Origin of the sequence: Mycolicibacterium helvum (assembly GCF_010731895.1) — a bacterium.
GTDB classification, from domain to species: domain Bacteria; phylum Actinomycetota; class Actinomycetes; order Mycobacteriales; family Mycobacteriaceae; genus Mycobacterium; species Mycobacterium helvum.
In genome coordinates this window covers 1358300-1380259 of the sequence record NZ_AP022596.1, presented here as the reverse complement: position 1 = coordinate 1380259, position 21960 = coordinate 1358300, and the positions used below count along the sequence as shown (strand labels likewise).

General features: G+C 61.2%; 16 protein-coding genes. 2 read left to right on the top strand and 14 right to left on the bottom strand.

The window, feature by feature from the left end; all coding sequences use genetic code 11:
* Positions 1–38: 38 nt before the first annotated feature.
* Together wecB and G6N38_RS06245 are read right to left on the bottom strand one after the other, a co-directional pair.
* Positions 39–1148, bottom strand: a complete 1110-nt coding sequence (gene wecB / locus G6N38_RS06250; protein ID WP_163751833.1) for a non-hydrolyzing UDP-N-acetylglucosamine 2-epimerase — start codon at positions 1146–1148, stop codon at positions 39–41.
* Between the two features lie 96 nt (positions 1149–1244).
* Positions 1245–3188, bottom strand: a complete 1944-nt coding sequence (locus G6N38_RS06245; protein WP_163746737.1) for a heparinase II/III family protein — start codon at positions 3186–3188, stop codon at positions 1245–1247.
* A gap of 620 nt (positions 3189–3808) precedes the next feature.
* Here G6N38_RS06245 and G6N38_RS06240 point away from each other — a divergent pair.
* A complete protein-coding gene (locus G6N38_RS06240; RefSeq protein WP_197748120.1) occupies positions 3809–4708 on the top strand; it encodes a methyltransferase domain-containing protein in 900 nt (299 codons plus the stop codon).
* A gap of 29 nt (positions 4709–4737) precedes the next feature.
* Here G6N38_RS06240 and G6N38_RS06235 read toward each other — a convergent pair whose 3' ends face one another.
* Both G6N38_RS06235 and G6N38_RS06230 read right to left on the bottom strand, forming a co-directional pair.
* Entirely contained in the window at positions 4738–5877 is a 1140-nt protein-coding gene (locus G6N38_RS06235) for a glycosyltransferase family 4 protein (protein WP_163746736.1), read from the bottom strand.
* Positions 5874–6710: an FkbM family methyltransferase gene (locus G6N38_RS06230; protein ID WP_163746735.1), complete on the bottom strand. Its 837-nt coding sequence runs from the start codon at positions 6708–6710 to the stop codon at positions 5874–5876. Before G6N38_RS06230 ends, G6N38_RS06235 begins: the two co-directional genes overlap by 4 nt.
* Positions 6711–7287: 577 nt before the next feature.
* Between G6N38_RS06230 and murJ the strand changes: the two genes are divergently transcribed.
* The gene (murJ, locus tag G6N38_RS06225) at positions 7288–8916 is read left to right on the top strand and encodes a murein biosynthesis integral membrane protein MurJ (protein WP_163746734.1); all 1629 of its coding nucleotides are present in this window, start codon (positions 7288–7290) and stop codon (positions 8914–8916) included.
* A gap of 44 nt (positions 8917–8960) precedes the next feature.
* Here the strand turns inward: murJ and asnB are convergent, their stop codons facing one another.
* The 10 genes from asnB to G6N38_RS06170 all read right to left on the bottom strand — a co-directional run bounded on the left by asnB (position 8961) and on the right by G6N38_RS06170 (position 21951).
* Positions 8961–10796, bottom strand: a complete 1836-nt coding sequence (asnB, locus tag G6N38_RS06220; protein ID WP_163746733.1) for an asparagine synthase (glutamine-hydrolyzing) — start codon at positions 10794–10796, stop codon at positions 8961–8963.
* Positions 10797–10969: 173 nt separating this feature from the next.
* Entirely contained in the window at positions 10970–12496 is a 1527-nt protein-coding gene (locus G6N38_RS06215) for a tyrosine-protein kinase domain-containing protein (RefSeq protein ID WP_163746732.1), read from the bottom strand.
* Between the two features lie 206 nt (positions 12497–12702).
* Positions 12703–14496, bottom strand: a complete 1794-nt coding sequence (locus G6N38_RS06210) for a DUF4012 domain-containing protein (protein WP_246227734.1) — start codon at positions 14494–14496, stop codon at positions 12703–12705.
* A gap of 178 nt (positions 14497–14674) precedes the next feature.
* Entirely contained in the window at positions 14675–15151 is a 477-nt protein-coding gene (locus G6N38_RS06205; RefSeq protein ID WP_163746730.1) for a hypothetical protein, read from the bottom strand.
* Between the two features lie 196 nt (positions 15152–15347).
* The gene (locus tag G6N38_RS06200) at positions 15348–16412 is read right to left on the bottom strand and encodes an alpha/beta hydrolase (RefSeq protein WP_163746729.1); all 1065 of its coding nucleotides are present in this window, start codon (positions 16410–16412) and stop codon (positions 15348–15350) included.
* A gap of 523 nt (positions 16413–16935) precedes the next feature.
* The gene (locus G6N38_RS06190; protein WP_163746728.1) at positions 16936–17829 is read right to left on the bottom strand and encodes a cyclopropane mycolic acid synthase family methyltransferase; all 894 of its coding nucleotides are present in this window, start codon (positions 17827–17829) and stop codon (positions 16936–16938) included.
* A 132-nt stretch (positions 17830–17961) separates the two neighbouring features.
* Positions 17962–18846, bottom strand: coding sequence for a cyclopropane mycolic acid synthase family methyltransferase (locus G6N38_RS06185; RefSeq protein ID WP_163746727.1), 885 nt, complete (start codon positions 18844–18846; stop codon positions 17962–17964).
* A gap of 136 nt (positions 18847–18982) precedes the next feature.
* On the bottom strand, positions 18983–19927 hold the full coding sequence (locus G6N38_RS06180) for an alpha/beta fold hydrolase (RefSeq protein WP_407662946.1): 945 nt from the start codon (positions 19925–19927) through the stop codon (positions 18983–18985).
* Positions 19927–21273, bottom strand: coding sequence for an ABC1 kinase family protein (locus G6N38_RS06175; RefSeq protein WP_163746726.1), 1347 nt, complete (start codon positions 21271–21273; stop codon positions 19927–19929). The genes G6N38_RS06180 and G6N38_RS06175 overlap by 1 nt, the downstream gene beginning before the upstream one ends.
* Positions 21274–21354: 81 nt before the next feature.
* Positions 21355–21951 carry a DinB family protein gene (locus G6N38_RS06170; protein WP_163746725.1) on the bottom strand — a complete coding sequence of 199 codons (597 nt, stop codon included), beginning with the start codon at positions 21949–21951 and terminating at the stop codon, positions 21355–21357.
* Between the last annotated feature and the right edge of the window lie 9 nt (positions 21952–21960).

The window sequence follows — 21960 nt, the reverse complement described above, 5'->3', positions numbered from 1 at the left end:
GCCGGCCGGCCGTGTCTTGATGTGCACACCCAGGGCGCCTAGCTGAGCTCTCTGGCCAGGATCTCAACGATTCTCTGCGCCGCCATGCCATCCCATAGCAGCGGCCGCCGGCCTCTCTTGCCCTGTCCCTGCAGTACTTTTCGCGCTTCGTGGACGATGCGAGCCGGTTCGGTGCCGGCGAGGACATTCGAACCCTCGTCCACGGTCACTGGACGCTCGGTGTTCTCCCGGATCGTGACGCAGGGTACGCCCAGTGCGGTCGTCTCCTCCTGAAGGCCGCCGCTGTCGGTCAACACCACGGCAGCGTCTTTCCATAGGTAGAGAAACGGCATGTACCCCTGTGGTTTGACGAGCGTGATGTTGGGCCCCAAGTCGATGCCGAACTTGGCGAGGTTGTTCTGCGTGCGCGGATGGACGGGAAAGATGAGCGGCAGGCTATCCGCTATTTCCGTTAAAGCCCCCGCTATCTTGGTCATCGTTTCGATGTCGTCAACGTTGCTCGGCCGGTGCAGCGTGACGACGCCATAACGACCTCCGTTGAGCGTAGCCTGCCGCTTGAACGCCGCGGCCGCAAAATGGTCCGTATCCGTGCGGCTGAGCTTGTCGGCTTGATAGAGGACGTTGTCCACCATCACGTGCCCGACGTAATGGATCGCCGACTCCGCCTTTCCCTCGCGTTTGAGATGCTCGACGCCACTTGGCTCGGTCACGAAGAACCAGTCCGAGATGCTGTCTGTGACCAGACGATTGATCTCTTCCGGCATCGTCATATCGCCGCTCCTCAATCCGGCTTCCACGTGTGCCACCGGGATGAGGAGCTTCTTCGCCACGATCGAGCAGGCCAGTGTGGAATTGACGTCACCGACGACCACAACAGCGTCGGGCCGTTCTGCCTCGCAGTACTTTTCGAAGGCGACCATGATCTTTGCGGTTTGCTCCGAATGTGAGCCGCCGCCCGCGGCCATGAACACATCCGGTTCAGGGATGTCCAACTCTTCGAAGAAGATGTCGTTCATCTCCCGGTCGTAATGCTGGCCGGTATGAACGATCCTATAAACGAGGTCATCTCGCGCCGCAATGGCGCGCACGATAGGCGCGATCTTCATGAAGTTTGGCCGTGCACCGACGACGAGATAGATAAGTGGCATGACCGATCCTCGTTGAGCGGGTTGATGTTTCATGGCTGTGCACACTCTTGTCCGGGATGGTTCCCGAAGATCCGCGTACTCCTATCAAACATCAACCTAGCTCGACATCGAAACCGCCGCGCCCCCATCGGTGGACACAGTGGTGGAGCGGGCGCGGCCGTCTTCTTCCCACCCGATCTCGAGGAGGCCTTCGCTCATCTGAACTGACAGGCCTTCTGTGACGATCCCGTCGGTCGGGGTCATGAGCGTCACCATCGCCAACGGCAAATCCGTATCGCAGGAAGCGCTCAACCACCATGTCGGGGTGCGGCGCTCCAATCGGTCGGACCACCAGCCCCAGTTTCTCTCACTATCGCCAAAGACACCGTCGATGAACGTGGCGGCGGACGCCGCGTAGAGCAGTTGCATTACGGGTGCACCCCGACGGCTCAACAGATGGCCGGCACGATTCGTCTCGACATCGATAGCCGGGTGCAGCGGCCAGTTCTGCGAGCAGGTGTGCCGACCCGTTCCCGTCAGCAGATCAACCACCAGCCGAGCGCGTTCTCCCGGTGGGGAGATAAGCCAGCGCCGATGAACCACGCCCCCGGCGAGGCGTTTATATCCATCGTGTTGGGCGTCCACGACACCGTTTTCGAGGCTGATTCCGCGGATGGTGACCCGCGCATGCTCTGACCACAGAAACGGGCCTCCGGAGACCGATTGGTCTTGGCCGTCGACGCAAACTGTTGAGTGCGCACGTGTTCCGCGCATGACGGCGCGCCAGTCAGCGTGGCCATGATAGCTACCGGTACCCGGATCGCTGATGATGTCTTCGCCGTCCGCGCTCACGGTCACCGCCAGCGCGTCGGCGTGGCCGTGCGCCGCGATCGAGAGATAGCCGAGTGGTCCGATATCCATCATCGTTCTGATAGCTGAATCCCGAAGCACCGCCAGCCCCCCGTGCGGCGCAACAAAGCTAGCTCCTTCCACCGCCAGCTCAGAATGTCTTGGCGACAACGGGTTTGATGCGGAGCGGGAAGCAGCGCGATACCACTGCGCATCAAGATTGTCGCAACTTGCGGTGGCACCCCCGGGACCCCAGCCGGACCCGGCGACGATACCCAAGTGGTCCCTGATGGTGCGAACCGGTTGCACTCCGAGTCGGAGCGCGAATCCGCCGTCGTCGTCACCATAGCGTGGGGCGGGGTCGCCCCCCTCGATCAGGGAGGCCAGGAAAAACGAGCTGCGCTCGATTGCTTCAACGATCGGATCCGGTGCGCCGTCGTCACCACGTTCGGCTGCCAGAACCGCCACGAGATGTAGCAATTCCACGGTGAACATCTGGTACGAGATGGCCTGTTCGGATCCCGCACCGTCGGCCAGCAGCTGTTTAGGTGCCTCTGCCGATAGCGTTTGGATCGCTTGACGCTCCCAACGCTTCGCATCGCGAAACTCCGGAAACATCATGGCAACCACTGCGAGCCCGGCCATTTCGCCGATCAGGTGGTTGTTGGCTGAGCTGAAGAGCGAACGGCCGTGCCAACATCGGTTCGCGCTCGCGCCGAGAACGCCGACGATGCGCTGAAATCGCTCGGGGGTGAGCTCGGGTGCTTCGCGGAGGCCCTGTAGAGCAATGGCAATGGAGATTGCGCGGATTCCTGCTTCGAACGCTCCGCACCAGGCGATGCCCTGACCGGTCGGGTTCTGGTCAATCCAACTATCTAATTGGTCGAAGGCGGCTGTGCTGTAGCGTGCGTCACCGGTGAAAAGCCATGCTTGAGCCAGCAGCGGTAGATGCTGCAGCCGATTGAGCTCCCAAATCCACTTGACGTCGCTCGCAAGCTTTTGGCGCGCGAAGCGGCGCGAGGCGTTGCTGGGCCAACGTAGATCGGAGATGGGGTCATGGTTCCAGTCGACCGGATGTACCAACTGCACTCGGGGATAGCCAAAGAACTGGAAGGACAAGTTAGTAGCTGCATCCGCCGCGGCGAGCAAGGTCGACACATGCTCGCGGTGATTGGCTGCAATCGATTCAGCACGTTCACGGTCCAGCAGCACCGGACGGTTGGTAGCTGCACGGAATGATGCTTGTGCACTATCCCAGTCCTCTTGCCGAGACCCGGACGCGAGCCGGGGCGTGACCGAATCGGCTGAACGAGAAGGGAGCGACGCGAGTGCGGCCCGGTGGGAACGCCAGAGTAGTTCTCTCGCTTGCATAGTCCGGAACCGGCGTACGTACCACTGTAGTGATGACGTCATCTGATCTATGAGCTCCAAGTGGTCAAACGTCGGTACCAAGCCAAGGCCATTCTGTTCTACGCCACACGCTCGACGCACAGAAAATGCTGATGCTGCCGATCGCAAGGCCGCCAGGTAGAGCGAGTTGCCAGCATCGCGCCTTCGACCCCCACCCTAGGGGGCGGACAAAACTGACGGGCGTGAAGCGCGCCGCAGTTGCTGTGACCAAGTGCCAGGCCCCTCGAACGACAATCGTGGGTCGGGCGGCTGCTGCGGCTGCAGCGGCCATTGCAGATCAATGAGAAGCGCGTAATATCCGTACAGCTAGCCGTAGGTATAACGGAAGGAACTTGAGCGGTTTGAACCCTCAATCGACCGTCTGCCGAAATTTGACCGAAGAGACAATCACGCGGCTTGCCTGCCCATGCTGCAGAGCGCCATTGTCACTCGAAGTCAGCAAGCTGGAATGCAGCGATCCAAATTGTGGCAGAGCTTTTCCCATCGTCGACGGCATTCCTGTTTTGATTGATGAAGAAAACAGTGTCTTCAGCCTGAGTGATTTCGTGGCGAGGCGCGATACAACATTCTCCACCCGCGCGCCGATCGTCGAGTGGATACGCCGCTTGATCCCGGCGATCGGGGTAAATCTGAAGGCCCGGGATAATTACGATAGGTTTGCCAACCTCCTGTTGGCATCCTCGCCCACCCCGCGCGTGCTAATTCTTGGCGGTAGCATCCTCGGTGCGGGCATGGAACCGCTGTCTGTGCACGCAGATATTGAATTCGTGGAGTCGGACGTCGCTTTCGGTCCGCGTACTGGCATTATCCTCGACGGTCATAGCATCCCGTTTCGCGAGGAGTCGTTCGACGGCGTCATTGCTCAAGCAGTACTTGAACACGTGCTTGATCCTCACAAGATCGTGGAAGAAATTCACCGTGTCCTGAGAAACGGTGGTGTCATTTATGCGGAAACCCCGTTCATGCAACAGGTGCATGGTGGACGATATGATTTTCTTCGGTTCACCCATTTGGGCCATCGGCGGCTGTTTCGTCGATTCGACGAGCATTCAAGTGGCGCGGTCAGTGGTACCGGGACGGCCTTGGCGTGGTCGTATAAATACTTCCTGATGAGCCTGAGTAACCGTAGACCGATTCGTCAGATGCTGTCTGTACTGGCGGCATTCACGTCATTCTGGCTGAAGTATGTTGACTATCTGACCATTGATAGGCCTGCGTCTTTGGACGGCGCGAGTGGGTTGTATTTTCTTGGGACGAAGAGCGCAACTGTGCTTTCCGATTCGGAACTGCTCGAACAGTATCGCGGAGCCATAGGGCGTTAGCGGGACCTTTGCGATTCGCGCCGATTTTTTTAGGAATCGGCGGCCGCAGCGAGTTGATTGATCAGCGCTGCTGCTGCCGCCGCCGACTTGTCCCACGTGAAGCGAGCGCTGTTCGCGCGCGCCTTCGCTGAGAGTTGCGAACGAAGAGCCTCATCCGTCGTTATGGCGTGTAAAGCTTCAGCCAATGGGCGGACGTCGTCGAGGCACACCAGAGTGCCACCATCGCCGGCGACTTCGCGGAACACCGCGATATCGCTGGCGATGACTGGAACGCCGCGCTCCTGCGCCTCGATGATGGGGATTCCGAATCCTTCGTATCGAGAGGGCTGCACCAGCGCGGCGGCATTGCGTAACAACGCGTCGAGGTCCGCATCATCTACACCGCCCAATGACTGGAGGAGCTTTGCGCCATCATCGGAAAGCGCATCGGCCAAGTCGCCCGTCAGATCACGGCCGACGTGCAGGGCGCGCACTGGCCGTCCCTGCTTTGCGAGAAGGCGCAGGGCTTCGACTGCGAAGCCAATGTTCTTATTGGGCGTGACGTTGCCGAGCAGCAGAACATAGGGGGGCCCGGCCAAGCTGGTTGGCAAGGTGGTCGGCGAGTGCTGCAGCACGCCGGCTCCGGGGACGACGTGAGCCTTGCCTTTCACCGTTGGGTGCAGCCGAATGGCGTCGGCGGCGGTGCTGTTCGAGACAAACGCGATGGCTGCCGCGCGCCGCGCAGCGTCGGTGAAGAATATTTTCCACCAGAGCCGATTACGACGCTTGTAGGACTCGGGCAGTTGTTCGTAGTAGAAGTCGTGAACGGTGATGACCGACGGAATGCCGCGCACCGGCGGGCATGTCGGGTTCATTGCGTAGACGACATCGGCGTTGTGCCGGCGCGCGATTTTGCCGACTTCCCTGCGCTGCCGGAGATTGTTGACTGGCGTCGATGCAATGTGCGGCAGGGTGACAACCGTTTCAACGCCCGCGGCAATCGCACGAGGCAACTGCGTCCGCGTCCATGTCGTCGCTAGAACGAGTCGCGTGTCATTGCGGCGGATCAGCGCCTCCAACAGCCCAAACGCATATCGCGTGATACCGGTGACCTGCTCGGGTGGTTCTACAAGATGGTTGACGAGTACGACAGGGCGGGCGTCAGCCGCGGCTCTGGGTTTCGCGGTCATGGGAGGCGGGAAACGTACCAATCATCATTGAATGAAACATCCGGAAAGACCCGGCTATAGCCGTTGTTGGTGAGAAGTTCAAAGATTGCGTCGCGCATCGGTGTGTAATTGTGTTCGCAAGTGATGATCCGGAAGCGATACTTCGAGAAATCGAAGCTGTCCAGTATTGCGAACTCGCTTCCTTCAGTGTCAATTGATAGGTAATCGATCACCTCTGGCGCTTTGTACTTTGTCAGCAGGTCCAGTAAGGAGATCGTATTGACGCTATATTGCCTGCCTTGCTTTCTCGCATCCTGGTGCAGGTCGATGTCGCTGTAATCGCTGATGGTCGAGAGCCCGGCATTCTCAACCTCGTTGAAGGTGAGCGTGCTATTCGAGTCCTTCCAAACGCAGCTGGTTTCGATATGCGCGGTTCGGTTCCGTTTCAGCGCCTTCTGCCAACTTTGTGCCGGCTCGGCCAGTATTCCAGTCCACTGAAACTCCTTCTCCAACAAGTATGTATTGGACAGCTCGATACCATTCGTTGCTCCAAATTCAACGAAGTACCCGTTGGTCTTGAAATCCAATTGCGATAGTACGAAGAGGTCTTGCCGAAATTGTGATCTCGAATTCGGTAAGCACTCCAATGCGTGGTAAAGGTGCGGTGCTGCGTGGGCGGCAGTGTCCGGATTGAACATTGTCCTGAGGAACTCGATATCCCGCTGTGCGTTCTGAGCGGATCTGAGTTTCTCCAGTGTTTCGTATCGTGTCACCCCGATCCCGGCAGATGCCAGCGCTGACTTGATGGTGCGCTTGGCCAGCGGGCCGATCGGATACCTGCGGTGGGTCGGCATCGGTCATCGATTCTCTCTGTGGGTATGAGCACCGGGGCGCAATGGCCGTGCCCGCGGGGCGCCACCAGTTGGAGTTGCGTCGCGCTTCGCCGTGCACCGACCAATCGGTCGGCGGATGTGACCGCGCGGCTGCTCTCGGCCGAGCGCGGGCGCCGGCGTCCTCGGTATCGTCGCCACTAATTCCCCCTTACCCACCGGGACTCTAATGCCCGTCACCTCGCGGAAGCACCTGACCTCCAGACCCGCTGTGCGACAACTGACTTTAGAGCCCGCCAACCGGTGTTGCTTTCGTATCCGTGCACTTGGAACCTGTAGTCGGTCTGACTAATCACCGATCGGCGACCAGAACGCCCAGTCCAGGCCGCCTCAGGCTCGATGGCTACACTCAGGAGGCCGATGACTTGGCGCATCACATTGGATGCGCCTTGCCGGGAGGGGAATTGGATTGATCAATGCTTGCCCGACCGATTATGCGGGTTGCGCCGTCTTTCGCATGTGCTCGATCCGTCTTCGTCTGGCGCATTGCGAACCGGTCCAGTAGTGCCTTGTCTGGCGGCGATGCAGGGAAGAGAAGTTCTTGACGGCCGGCGACCCTGATTCTTCGGGGGTCGGCAAGACGTCGTTCGCGGCCTCAGCGGCCACCCTGTGCTCGACTGGCATCGGATTTGCGCGAAATCTCGCCCTTGCCTCAGCCATCGGCACTGGTCTTGTGGCGGACTCCTACAACATCGCCAATCAAGTCCCGAGCCAGATATTCACTCTCCTTGGCGGCGGGACGATCGCGTTCGTCTTCGTTCCACAGCTCATGCGTCAGGCTCGAATCTCAGGGGCGCGCGGCGAAGAGTACGGGAGCTTCTTGATCTTCGCTGGCGCCGTGTTCGGCGTCATCGTGACAGCACTCTTGCTTCTGCTCAGCCCAAGCCTCATTCAGTTGATGGGTGGCTCATCTTGGGGAGAGGCGCAGTCGTCGTTGGGGCTGCAGCTCACATTATGGTGTGTCCCTCAGGTCTTCTTCTATGCGCTGTTTAGCGTTGGTTCGCAGCTCATGTATGCGCGCGGTCGATTTACCGCCGTCGCATGGATGCCGACGGTCAACAGCGCTGTGATCATTTTTGCTTGTATTCCGATCGTCGTAGTCGGCACGGTAGAAGCGAACTCGCCAGGCTCAATGAACGCCTGGGAGATCGCACTCCTGGGAGGATCTACGCTTCTCGGTTCCGCGCTCCAGTCGGTACTTCTGTTGCTTTTCCTTCGGCGCGCGGGATTTCGATTACGGTCTCGTTTCCAGCTTCGCGGTCTGGGCCTTCGGGCGACGGCAATCACGGGTCTTCTTACCGTCGCAGCCATTGCGTGCTACCAGGGTGCCAATCTCGTGACCGCCGCACTCTCGACGCAGGCGGGCAGTGCGGCAAAGACTGTTGGCTACGAAGGGCGGGGCTACACCGCTTTCTTCTATGCCCAGACGCTCTCAATTGTTGCGTCGGCTATCGCGGCCGTGAGTTTGGCGAACGTGTTATTGCAGCGATTGTCCAAACATTACTCGGACGGCGATCACGAATCCGCGTCGAAAGAACTCAACGAGGGCATCCTCGCTACAGGCGCTCTCCTCGTTCCAGTGGCGGCGATCTTCATCTGTCTGGGCCCACTGGGTACTGAACTCCTATTCACCCGCGGGGAGACGAGTCGCAGTGCCGCCCATTTCATCGGATTAATCCTAACGGTGCTGGCTGTGGGGCTCGTTCCCCATGCGCTACATGAGTTACTTATTCGTCCTTTCTACGCGGCGCATGATGCGAAGACGCCTCTCCTGAGCGCGGCGATTATCGGAATTGTCTGGATTGCGGGAGCCTCGGTTGCGAGTGTGGTTTTACCGCCCCAGTATGCGCTGTTCGGGATAGCTGGGGCCGTTAGTCTGGCGTATGGCGTGGATCTTCCGTTGCGTTTGCGGAGCCTGCACCGGAAATTGGAGTTCAAGCTGTCGAATCGTGTCATTCGCGGTTACGGGATTGCGCTGGGCGCCGGAGTCTTTGCCGGGACGGTAATCGGCTTCGGTACAAACTACCTGGAACACCACATCGCGCAGCATTGGTTTCCGCGGACCGTCTTGTTCCTGGGTGGTGTTGCCGGCTTTATGGCCATCTACTATCCGCTCACAGCTCGGAGTTCTGCGTCGCTGCGACGGCTGTTCAGATGGCTTAGGACATGAACAGACGAGGCTAGGGATATCCCGCTCGGATCGGTGACGCGGCGCTAAAGATGCCGAGAAAGTTCGCGGTGCCAGACTTCAAGCGACAGCAGAGTCCAAATTCTCGCTTCTTCGTCCCGCTCGCCGCGCATATGAGAATCGAGAAGTCCGGTCACCATCTCGCCGTGGAGATTGTTCCCGACATAGGAAGACGGTCCGGTGAGTAGGTCAACTGCCATGTCTCTCAGTCCTTGCCGGAACCAACGATCCAACGGGACTTTGAATCCGACCTTGGGCCGGTCGACGATGTCGGCAGGCAGGTAGCGTCGAGCCACTTCTTTAAGCACCCACTTGGACACTCCGTGGCGCACCTTGAAGGAACTGGGCAGGTCGAATGCGACCTCGACGAGACGGTGGTCGAGAAACGGCGGCCGAGTCTCCAATGACGCCGCCATAGACATGCGGTCGCCCCGTTCGAGCAAGTTGTCTGCGAGCCAGACCGAGGCGTCGGCGTACAGCATGCGCCGCAACGCGTCACCGCGACCGCGGGTGTAGGCACTCGGCGCACTGCGTGGAGATAGCCGACCTATCAGCCGATCGCGTTCGGCAACGGTGAACGGCGCGAACCAGCCCCTGAGCCGCTCCTCATAGCTGCTCTCCGCCAGCGCACGAACCGCGATCCGCATTCGAGACTTGCTGGCGGGCAAGGACTTTTCGAGTCGACCGAGTAGTGCCGATGAGGGGACGGAGCCGAGCCAGCGCGTCGCATTGGCGTAGCCATATTTGGGATAGCCCCCGAAAAGTTCGTCGCTGCCCTCACCGCTGAGTACGACTTTGACGTGTTCCCGTGCCAATTGCGCAAGTCGAAAGATCGCGACGTCGGCCGGCTCCGACAGGGGACCGTCCCGGTACCAGCTCAGGCGAGCCCAATTGTCCATGAAGTCATCGGCAGTGACGACCACTTCGTGGTGAGTGGTGCTGAAGGCGTCGGCAACCTTGCGAGCCCAAGGGCTCTCGTCGTATCGCGGGTCATCAAACGACGCGCCAAAGGTATGCAATACCTGATCGGGATGCTCAGTTCTGCTCATTGCTGTCAGCAAGCTGCTGTCGACGCCGCCAGACAGATACACGCCGACAGGAACATCCGCGACGAGCGACTCGTGCACCGCCGTTTTCAGCGTCTTGTCGACCAATCCAACGGCATCGAGCGCGGTGAGCCCGTTCCGGGGCGAGGATTGGGGAGCGAGCTGCCAGTAGGCCGACAAGCGGCAGCTGCCGTCAGGCTTGACAACCAGGTGATGGCCTTGCGGCAGCTTACGGACACCCTTGATCATGGTGTGTGGACTCGGGACCGCTCGATGCGCCAGATAATCGTGGAGGCTGTCGTCGTCAACCGTGGGCGACTGGATAAGCGGCAGCAGGGCCTTGATTTCCGAGGCGAAAGCGAACTGATGCTCGTCGGAGTAGTAGTAGAGCGGCAGAATTCCGATGCGATCACGGAACAGGTGAATTTCTTGGCTGTCGGAATCCAAGATTGCGTACGCAAATTGGCCGCGCAGCTTCTCCACTGAGGCCGGGCCGTACTTCTCGTAGAGCGCAAGCAGGACCTCTGTGTCACCCTTTGTTTGGAACGGGTATGACAGACCGCTCCGCAGCTCACGGTAATTGAGAATCTCGCCATTGAACACGAGATGTAGCCGTCCGTTGACGCTGGCCATTGGCTGTGAGGAGCCGTCCACGTCGATGATCGAAAGACGTGTATGCGCTACTCCGATAGTGCCATCAAACCAAATGCCCGTTGCATCCGGACCACGATGACGCAACAGCTGCGCCATGGACGACAGCGCCTCTCGGTCGACCGGTGCACCATCGATCCGACGAATACCGGCTATCCCGCACATGGGAAACCGAAGACTGCTGGCCGCGACAACTCAGCGGAGACCCGTCCGCCCAACGTTGCGAACCCCCTTGGCGGCGCCACTCGAGCTGAAACGTGTCGAGTCTGACGTGGAGATATTAGCTATAGCGTGGGGGAGTCGCCGCATAATAACTCGGCCACGCAGGTGTTGCACAGCTAGTTCTCAGAAGCATGGCCGCTTTCTGCGCGGTGGGACGCCCCCGTTTCCTTGTTTGCGTGCTTATTTACTGCCGATTTGCCCGCCGTGGAAGTCTTGCCCGCGGATTCGCCCGTCAAACCTCCGGATGCAGACTCCCGTCCGGAACCTTGATTCTGGTCCTTGTCGCCATAACCCTGGCCGTAGTTGTAGTAGTTGTAGCTGTACGCCGAGCCGCCACGGGTCGGCATCATCGTGAACACTGCGCCGAGTACCGCGGCGCCAACATCATTCAGGCTTCCAATTGCGTGGGTGAGTTGCTCGCGCTTGGTGTGTCCGAAGCGCGCGACAACCAGCGCACCATCTGCGTTCGCGGCCAGGATTGCCCCGTCTGTGACAGCGAGCAGCGGCGACGTATCGACGATGACGTAGTCGAATTGCGCACGGACTTCGCCCAGTAAGTTCTTAGCCGCCATTGACGCAAGGAGCTCGCTCGGATTCGGCGGAGTAGGTCCGGCGGTCAGAACGGTCAGGCGGGGAAAGCGTGTTTTCTGCAGCACCTCGGCCAGTGGTGCGCCGCCACTGAGTACCGTGCTGAACCCCACCGATCCAACTAGGTCGAGGTACTTGGCCAAGCGCGGACGACGCATGTCGCCGTCGATCAGCAATACGTTGTGCTCGGCCTCGGCCAGCGCGAGGGCAATGTTTATTGCCGTCGTCGACTTACCTTCACTCGGCGAGGAGCTGGTGATCACGATCAGGCGAGGCGGGTTGTCGACGGCAAGGAACTGCAGGTTGGTCCTCAGTTTACGAAAGGCTTCGGCCACTCCCGAGTTTTCCGCATCGAACGCTATCGCCGGTGTCTTTCGTAGCTCCTTGTCGAGGGGGATGTAGCCCACGACGCCGGTGCCGGTGACCGTTTCAAGGGTTTGTTGGGTCTTGATGGTGTTATCCAGCATGTCGCGCAGAACAGCAAGACCCACACCTAACAGCGTGCCGAATGCGAGTCCGACCGCAAGATTGCGCGCGGTCTTGGGGACTACAGGCTGGTGGGGAAGCGATGCGCGCTGTTCAACGACAACGCGCGCGTTGGGCGTACCCCCCTTCTCCGGTGTCTCCAAATCGCGCACCAGGGAGACGAATTCGTCGGAGAGGGTGTTGGCAATGTCGCGGGCACGAAGTGGCGACTCGTCGAGAACGGCGACATCGATCAGGACCGTGTCAGCTTCAGTGGTCGCCGTAACCTTTGCCTGCAGCGTGCCTGCGCTCATATCCAGGCCCAGTTTGTCGATTGTGCGCTGTGCCAACGTTTCTCCCGTGACCAGCTCGGCGTACGACTTGACTCGTTGTTGAGAGAACAGATTGCCCTGGTAAATCTCGGTCACCGACGCGCCAGCCGTCGTTGATACGAAGAGCCGCGTCGAAGCCTGGTACAGCGGGGTCGTGAAGAGGTTGACCGCGATTGCACCCAAAACCGCAATGATGATCGTCAAGACCACGGTGACCCATCGAGTGCGCAGCACTCTGGCGAATTCCTGCAGATTCACAGCGGTCCCCTCCTGTCATTCCCCGCCCGCTCCCATGTCGCAATCTGCCGGGCTACGGTTCTTGAGCTTCCATCTATCAAGTCCGGGCCCAGCATTCAGATTGCAACGCTTGGCTAAGTACCCCTGTTGAGGCGCCGCAACTCATCCTGGACACACAGGCACCGCGATGGCGGGGGCAATGCCGACCCCGGCGGGTTGAGCGCGGCCTATCGAGTACATGTGGGCACCGAGACCTTCGCAGTGGCATTGTCCGCCAGCGGCTGAATCGGAACTCGTGCCGCTCCGGAAGTGATCGGTTCGATGAGTCGGAAGATCAATTCGATCGTCTGACCCGGCGGTATGGCCACCTGAGATTCGAAGCTCGGGTGTCCACGTTCCGTCGATCCGAAGACCCGGGTCCTTTTGCCGTTGGCGAGAACGCTGATGACGTCCGCGCCCTTGGTGGTCAGGAGGCGGACTGAGGTGAGCATCGTCCCCTTGGGGATCTCCCCGGAGATATTGGGGAAAAAGCCCAGCCGCCCTGCGACGTAGTCCGGTAACCCGTCCACGTCCTTGAGTGTGTTGGTCAGTCGGATCGTCACGGTCGACGTGCGCTTGTCGCCATCACAGCCGTCGGCCACGTATTCGATCTGTCGATCGAGGTAATAGTCCATTTTGTTGCCGCCGAGATTATTGACGACGACTTCCGCGTATGGCGCCGGATCGTCGGGAATGACGTGCGCCAGCGGCGTTTCTTCCAGCAGCTCCTGATCGGTCGGCGACGAGGTCCACACCGCGATTCGGCGCTCGCTGACTGCTCGCCCCAAGGCGTTGAGCAGCTTTCGCGGTGATTCCACCGGCTTGGTGATCTTCTTGACCACCTCGGTGGCAATCTCTTGCAGATAGCGCTTTCGTGCAGCTTGATCAGTCGGAAAGCGGCTATATACCGTTGACTCGGTCAATTCGACGACGTTGTCCTTGGTCACCATCTCGCCGTCCGGCAACGTGATCGCTCCGGTGGCGCCGAGGATGTAGCTCAGAGCGATTGGATCGATGGAGATGACTCCATCGACATTCATCCCGGTCTGTTGCGCCCACATCGACTTCCAAATTTGCGCCGCGTACGGAAAGTGCGAGCTCTGATTGCTATTGCGGTAATCAGTGGTGGGATTGGTAAACCCATACTGCTCGTCGAATTCTGGGTTAACCGAGAACGGAGTGAAAGCCTTGTCTAGTTCGGTATTCGCTCCAAGATTGTCGACGCTCGGTTTGCCGTCGTCGAACCGGAGGATCCCAAACCCGCCGAGCAGCCCTCCGGTACCTCGGGCTTCGGCGTTGGTCTGGAAAGCCATGAAATAGCTGCGAGGGCCATCGGCGCCCAGCATCGACGGTGCCAGCCGCGCGGCGAGGGCCGTGTTGCCCAGCAGTCGTGAAATGTCAGACGCTTGCGCTTGAAGCTGTGATCGGGCTCCGCTGACCGCGGCGAGGTAACTCGGTTCTGAAATGGCCTGTGCGGCAGCATCGAGGCGCGCCGCGTCTGCCGCGATCTTGGTCAGCGTTGGCTCTTCCCGGCGAAGCGCTGCCACGTCCAGCCGGCCGTTGGCAAGCAACTGATCCGGCGCGACAGTCGAGCCCGCATCCGCGACGGGTTTCAGAACGTCGGCGGCCAGGCCGAGCACCACATCGGAGATCTGTTGCCCAGTCTTGAACGGGCTGCCCAACCATGGCACGACGGAGACGATGTCCCACGGCAGCGAATGCGTCGCGTCGCGGGCCGCCTTGGCATGTGATTGCGCATCGGCTGCAAAGCGCGATGCATCCTTCGTATTTCCCTGCAGGAGTGCGTCTTTGGCCTGCTGTGCACTGCTGCGAGCTTGCTCAAGGCTCGATTTCGCGGTTTGCGCGCGCAAACCGAGCCAACCCCCGAACACAATGACGATGGCCAAAACTCCCAGCGCGGCCCAAACGACCTCGCGGCGCTTGAACCAGCGCTGTTCCTCGTCATCACCGTCGTGGGTCACAACTTCATCGTCATCGTCCGGGTCGTCGTTGAACCGTCGCCGCGAAAAGAATTTCACTCAATTAATTCCCATATCCAGTGCGGTCAGCATTTGAAGATCAACCGCGACAGTTGGCCAACAAAAAACGACCCGCCAGCTGCTGATTGGCAACAACTGACGAGCCGTTTCTTTTGACTGATTAGGCCGAAGTGGAGTACGGGCCGATCTTGATGGCCTTGGCGACGTTGGTGGCTGCGTTGTCGAATCCGGTGCCGACGTTGGTGAAGGCGTCGCCGATCGGGCCGGGAAGGATCTGACCCGCCAACGAGAACGCCAGGCCGGTGAACGCGAGACCGCCGTAGACCCACGTCCCGAAATACTGGACGCCTGCCTTGACGGCGCTCTGGGCTGCGTCAACAAACCCTGAGATGAATGTCTGGATGACCTGGGCGGGCGGCGTCGAGTTGGCCGTCACGCTCGCCGCGGCACTCTTGTGCGCACCGGGGGTGGCCACGATGACCACCGGGTCGATGAGGAGCTCGGCGGAGTTGCCGATTCCCTCGGAGAACGAAGCCAGGCTTGGCGCTGCGTGAGCAACGGCCGGCGTCATCACAGCTGCGGCCGCGATGATCGCGGCACCAGCGGTGGTCTGAAGTTTTGTAGCGATGACCGACATAACTACCCCCCAAAAGTGTGGTCAAGATCCCATAACGGGTTGAGCCAATACTCGCAGAGGTGCTACCCCCTGTCAACCGAAACGGTGCTGATCGGCGGACGTTTTTCCTTGCCTGCTCGCCTCGAAATTTGATATCGATAAGACCCTCGGCTGCACCGAATCGGTCGACGCTGGGATGCAGGGCATTTAATGGCTCTTAATAACAACCCACCGAGTGCGCGAAACCGCTGACGTCACGCACTGAGGCCGCAAAAACCTCCGGCATCAACGCCGGGAACAGCAAGTCCCCGCCATGACACGTGCCGACCACGATCCGCCCTGCCGCGGGAACTCCCGCAGCGAGCAGCCGGCGGTAGTGGGCGAGGCCCTCGTCCCGCAGGGGATCGAGTTCGTTCACCGAGATCACGTGGGGCGGCAGGCCAACCAGGTCGTCGTGGCTGGCCAGCCCCGCCCAGCAGGTCGGATCCTCGTTATGTGTCTCGCTCGGGTCGTAGATCGAGCCCAGCAACGCGGCCTGCTGGCAGCTGATGAAGTAGCCGTCGTTCTCCCGCAACGACGGCAGTTCATCGGGATAGTCCAGCCAGCGATTGGAGATGTAGGGGCACTGGGCGTATGCCCCAGCGATCTCGCTGAGCCACCCTTCGCGTTTGGCCTTGTGTGTGACGGTCAGCGTCAGGTTTCCGCCACCGGACTCGCCGGCGACGATCAGATGGCTCACCCCGAGATCGGCGGCGTTGGCGTGCACCCACCGGGTGGCGGCCGCGCAGTCGTTCAACCCCGCTGGGTACGGATGTGCGCCGAGCCGACCACCGGAATTGCGGAACTCCACCCCAACCGCCACCAGGCCGGTGGCCGCCAGGCTCTCCCGGATATGCCGGTACGCGGGATCCCCGGCACTGGCGATTGCCATCGCCCCGCCGTGGAAATGCACCACCGCAGGCAACGGGCCGTGGGCCCGGTCCGGGCGGCTGACGAACAGCGTGATCTCGTTGCCGTCGTTACCGGGAATCGTCACCGTCGTCGTGGTGACTCCGTCGGGAGCAGGAGCGGCCGACGCGAACGCGTTGAGCACGCCGCCGACAGCTTCCTCGGCGGCCGCCGCATATGCCAACCGATCCGCCAACGGCGAGTCGACCGTCAGCGGTGCATCAGGAAACGGGTCGGCCAGACCGATCGGGGCGAATGCCGCCACCATCCGCGGATCCGATCGGGGATCGGTGCCGAGTGTGCAATTCGGATCAGCGAGCCGGCCAACTGCCATGACCCCGACACTAACTCGCGGTCAGCCGCCGTAGTCGGCGATTCGCCGACGGAGAAATACTCGCCCGGGTTCAGAGCCGTTGAGTTCCATCGCCTTCCGATACCAATCGACGGCTTCGCTGCGCCGGTCCTGCTCCTCCTATGGCACCGATTCACCGGCTGTATCCGTTCGGGTTGATCAACGTGAATCATGAAGCAACACAAGTGCATGCACCGCATGGACCGCCAACTCCGCGGGCATCAGCGCGCACAGTTCGCTGGCCGGCCGACGACCACTACCCATCGGTGAGCACCGAGGAGATGCACGACAGTACGTGCGGCGTGCGCTCTCCCCGCAGTTCCCGTGGCGGCACTGGTAGCGGGATACTCGCTTGGCAGATCTTATTTTTGGCCCGCGTGATCCGCTGGTTGAACTCTCTACCTGTCCGACGAACGGCGCCCGCTTGATCCGACATGGGTCGGCGGACATGAAATCCCCCGCCACGCTTTGGCGTGGCGGGGGACTGTGCGTCTGGTGGCGCGGACTAGGCGGCCGCACCCGGCTTGAGATAGGTCACCAGGCTCACGTCGATCGCCTCGTCGACGTAGTAGTACTGGCAGCCGGTCAGGTACCGCATGTAGTTGTCGTAGCTCTCGATGCCCGCGGCCGCAATGGCCTCGTCCTTGTGCCATTCCAGCCGCGCTGCCCAGATGCCGAGGGTCTTGATGTAGTGATTGCGCAGGGACAGCGGCTCAGGTACGACGAACCCGGCCTTCTCGCCGTGCTGGACCAACATCTTGGTGCTCGGGATACGGCCGCCGGGGAAGATCACGTCGACCATGAACTTGGCGAAGCGGGCCAATTCGAATGTCAGCTTCTTGCCACGGGCGGCCAGGTCGTCGGGGTGGTAGCCGCAGCTGCTCTGGATGGTCATCCGGCCGTCGTCGGGCAGGATGTCGAAGGAGTTCTTGAAGAAGTCATCGAAGCGCTCGAAGCCGAAGTGCTCGATAGCCTCAATCGACACAATGCGGTCGACGGGGGTGTGGAACTGCTCCCAACCTTCCAGCCGAACATCGAACGTGCGCGTCGTGTCGATCTTGCCCAGCAGCTGCTCGCAGTAGGCCTTCTGGTTCTTCGACAGCGTCAAGCCGATCACATTGACGTCGTACTTCTCCATCGCGCGCTGCAGCGTCAGGCCCCAACCGCAGCCCACCTCGAGCAGGGTCATGCCGGGCTTGAGGTCCAAGCGGTCCAGGTGCTGGTCGACATTGGCGATCTGGGCTTCGGAGAGGGTGGCATTCGGTCCGGTGAAGTATGCGCAGCTGTACTTGCGTGTCGGGTCCTGGAACACGCCGAAGAAGTCGTCTGAAAGGTCGTAATGCGCCTGGATCTCTTCGAAATGGGGCCGCATGTCCTTGGTCTCGGTTGCCTCGGGCATGAGTGTTAAGCCTTCCTGATTTTTCTGATCGAACTACTCCACTGCCCCCGCGAATGGGTTTGCGCGCCAGTATGCACTATGTGATCTGGACCATACCGTCTCGGCCCATCGGAACGGCCGTCAAGCAGTGCGTTAACGGTGCGTGTCCTTCGGCTGCTTCTCGAGCGTGAACTGATCGACGTCGATGTATCCGACCCGGAATCCACGCGCACAGCCGGTGAGGTACTTCATGTACCGCTCATACACCTCCTCGGACTGCACCTCGATGGCCTTGTCGCGGTTGGCTTCCAGCGCCGCCGCCCAACAATCCAGTGTGCGCGCGTAGTGCGGTTGCAACGACTGGACACGCGTCAGCGTGAAGCCGGCTCTGCTCGAATGGTCTTCGACCTTTTCCACCGTCGGCAGCCGGCCACCCGGGAAGATCTCGGTGAGCATGAACTTCGCGAACCGTGCCGCCTCGAACGTGAGCGGGACCTTCCGCTGCGCCATTTGGTCAAACGTGAACGACGTGATCGTGTGCAGCAGCATCACCCCGTCGTCGGGTAGCACCCGGTGGGCCATCGCGAAGAAGTCGTCGTAGCGGTCGAAGCCGAAATGCTCGAAGGCACCGATCGATACGATCCGGTCGACCGGCTCGTCGAACTGCTCCCAGCCTTCGAGCTCGACGCGCTTGTCCCGGGGGCTGGCGGTTGTTTCGAAGATCCGCTCGACATGATCGCGCTGGTTTTTCGACAGCGTCAGGCCGATGACATTGACGTCGTGCTTCTCCAGGGCGCGCATCATGGTGGCGCCCCATCCACAGCCGATATCCAGCAAAGTCATGCCCGGCTGAAGGCCCAATTTGCCCAGCGCGAGGTCGATCTTGGCGATCTGGGCCTGTTCCAAAGTCATGTCATCGCGTTCGAAGTACGCGCAGCTGTAGGTCTGGGTCGGATCGAGGAAAAGCCGGAAGAAATCGTCGGACAAGTCGTAGTGGGCTTGTACGTCTTCGAAATGAGGTTGTAGTCGTTTGGCCATGCCGGTGTGCCTTTCGCATCTGAATGCTTGAGGCAGCAACCACGTATCCCCCCGAGACTGGCGATCACCGCGTGTGCACACCCGATGCTAGCCCCGACAAGTGTGAGTCGGCGAGTTCACGGCGCACCGTAATTAGCTAGCTGACCTCGGCAAACGTGGTCTTGAGCTCACCCACAATGTCGTCCCACAGCGCTTCGGGCAGGTCATGCGCCATCCCGTCGAATAGCACCAGTCGGGCATTCGGGATAGCCGATGCGATCGAGCGTCCGCCGGATGGGCGCATCAGCTTGTCGGCGCGGCCGTGGATGACCACGGTGGGTGCGCTGATCTGCCGGTCGTAGCGCTTCAGGCTGCCGCTGCCGAGTACGGCGCCGAAGTGCCGTGCGATGCCCTGCGGGTAGTGCGCCCGCTCGTATGCCTCGATGGCATCGGCGCGCGCCTTCTCCTCGGATATCGGATAGCCCGGGCTGCCGATGATCTTGCCGACCCGGATCGAGTTCTCGATGATCACCTCGCGTGGCGAGTTGGGCGACGGGCCGGTGATCAGGGACAGCAGCGCCCGCGGCGCCGGAGGCGGCAACCACGCAGAGTTGTTGGACGAGAAGATGATTCCCAAAGCGTTCGTTCGGCGGCTGTGCCGTGCGGCGAAGATCTGCGCGATCATCCCGCCCATCGACGCCCCGACCACGTGCGCACGGTCGAGCCCGAGATGATCGAGCAACGCCGCGGCGTCGTCGGCCATATCCTCCAGTTTGTAGACGGACGGACTGGGGCGCCCGAGATAGGAGCGCACCAGGTTGGGGACCAGCCCGCCGCCGGCGCGCAGGCCGTGCAGTTTGGAGGACAACCCCACGTCGCGGTTGTCGTAGCGAATCACGCGATAACCCTGGTCGACCAGCTTCTCGCAGAACCCATTGCGCCACAACAGAAGCTGAGCGCCGAGCCCCATGACAAGCAGAACCGGCGGGTCGCCGGGGTTGCCCATGTCCTCGAAGTAGATCTCGAGATCTTCTTGCGCTTGCCCCGGGTCGCTGCGCTTCTGCCCCCAGGGGACTCTTGCCGTGCCGGTACGAATCTCCATCAGACCTCGACGTCGCTCTGGTGCTCGCGGCTGACCTCGACCATGAAATTGGCGAAGTACCCGGAGAATTGGGGGTCGTTCATCATCTGCCACTTCGGTGCCAGCAGTTTCATGTAGCGCTCGACGTAGAGGAACTGTTTGCCGATCAGCACCAGCTCGCGCGGCAGTTTTACGTCGTAGGCGTCGGCCAGCGTCGAAAGCTGTTTGCCGATATCGGCGTACGACATGTCCCCGAGCGTCTTCAGCGTCAGCGGGGCGGCAAATGCCTCGAGGTCCTTGGCGGCCTGCTGCTCGGGCTTGGTGGTGCCCACCGCGCCCAGCAGCACCACGATCTTGCCTGCGGAGGCGTGGTCTTTCTTGACCAGCAGCGCGTAGACCAGCTCGCGCAGCAGCCAGCGGGTACGCGGATCGATGCGGCCCATGATGCCGAAGTCCAGGAACACGATGCGGCCGTCGTCGTCGACCAGCAGGTTGCCGGCGTGCAGATCGCCGTGGAACAGCCCGTGGCGCAGGCCACCCTCGAAGGTGGAGAACAGCAGCGCCTTGACCAGCTCGGTGCCGTCGAACCCCTTCGTGCGGATTGCCTTGACATCGTCGATACGCACCCCGCGCACCCGCTCCATGGTCAGCACCCGCTCGCTGGTGAACTCCCAGTGCACGTGTGGCACCCGGATGTTGCGGCCCAGCGGGGAACCATGCAGACCCGATACCCAGGCCTCCATGGACTGCGCTTCGATGCGGAAGTCGAGCTCTTCGGCGAGGTTGTCGGAGAAGTCGGCGACCACGTCCTGGGCGGACAGTCGCCGTCCCAGCTTGGCCAGCTCGACGAGCTGGGCGAAGCGCTTCAGGATCTGCAGGTCGGCGGCCACCCGGCGGCGGATACCCGGCCGCTGGATCTTGACGACGACGTCCTCACCGGTGTGCAGGGTGGCGAAGTGCACCTGGGCGATCGAGGCCGATGCGAACGGCTCCTCCTCGAACGTGGCGAACAGGTCGGCCGGGTCGCCACCGAGCTCCTGCTTGAGCAGCTTGTGTACCTCGGCGGTGTCGGCGGGCGGTACCGCGTCGAGAAGACTGCGGAACTCCCGGCTCAGCCCTTCGCCAAATGCACCCGGGCTGGACGCGATGATCTGACCGAACTTGACATAGGTGGGGCCGAGGTCGGAGAAGGTCTGTGGAATTTGCTTGATGACCTTCTCCTGCCAGCGCCCACGCCCGGGCAGCGTGCTGAGCACGCGGGCGCCGGTGCGGGTGAGCTGCCAGCCGGTCGTGCCCATACGGGCGGCCTCGACCGGCAACGGAACGCGATCGAGCTTGGCTACTTCGCGGTGTTTGGTCGAATTCATTCTTGAAGTGTGCCAAACCGGCGATACATACCACCAATTTTCCGGTGCCGCAGCGATGCCGGTCACAACGGCGTGTTCACCTCACGTTTTAGGTTGCCACGGCGTCAGCCACGGTTGCGGTTCCATGCCCTCGGCCGCCGCGACAAGCTCGTACATGGTTGCACCATCTAGGCTTTCGCGGATGATGTCGGCGTGACCGGCGTGCCGGGCCAGCTCGGTGAGCAGGTGTGCGAACACCCATCGCACCGACCACGCGTCGACATCGCTGGGGAACCACGGCGCATCGCGTGGCACGGGCACCGCGGCGTCCAGATCGGCAGTCTCCACCAGCCGTAACGAAGCAGCGTTTTGGGTGGTCAATGCGTCCAGGAGCTGCGCTAATGTCTCGTCGGGCCGCATCACGTATTCGTCCTGATACTCCGCGGCCCGTTCCTCGAACGGGCGGTCGTCGGCCGGTGGCTCGTGCGGTGCCGCGGCGACTCGCCCCATCCAGTCGCGCTGCACCCCGGTCACGTGTTTGATCAGTCCGCCGATCGACAGCGTGCTGACCGTCGGGGTGGACCGGGCTTGCTCGTCGGTCAGTCCGTAGGTGACGGCGACGAACGCGCTCTGCTGGTAGGCGAGGAACTCGCGCAAGGCCTCCCGCTCGTCGCGGACAGGTGGGGCAAGGGTGGGCATGATGGTCCT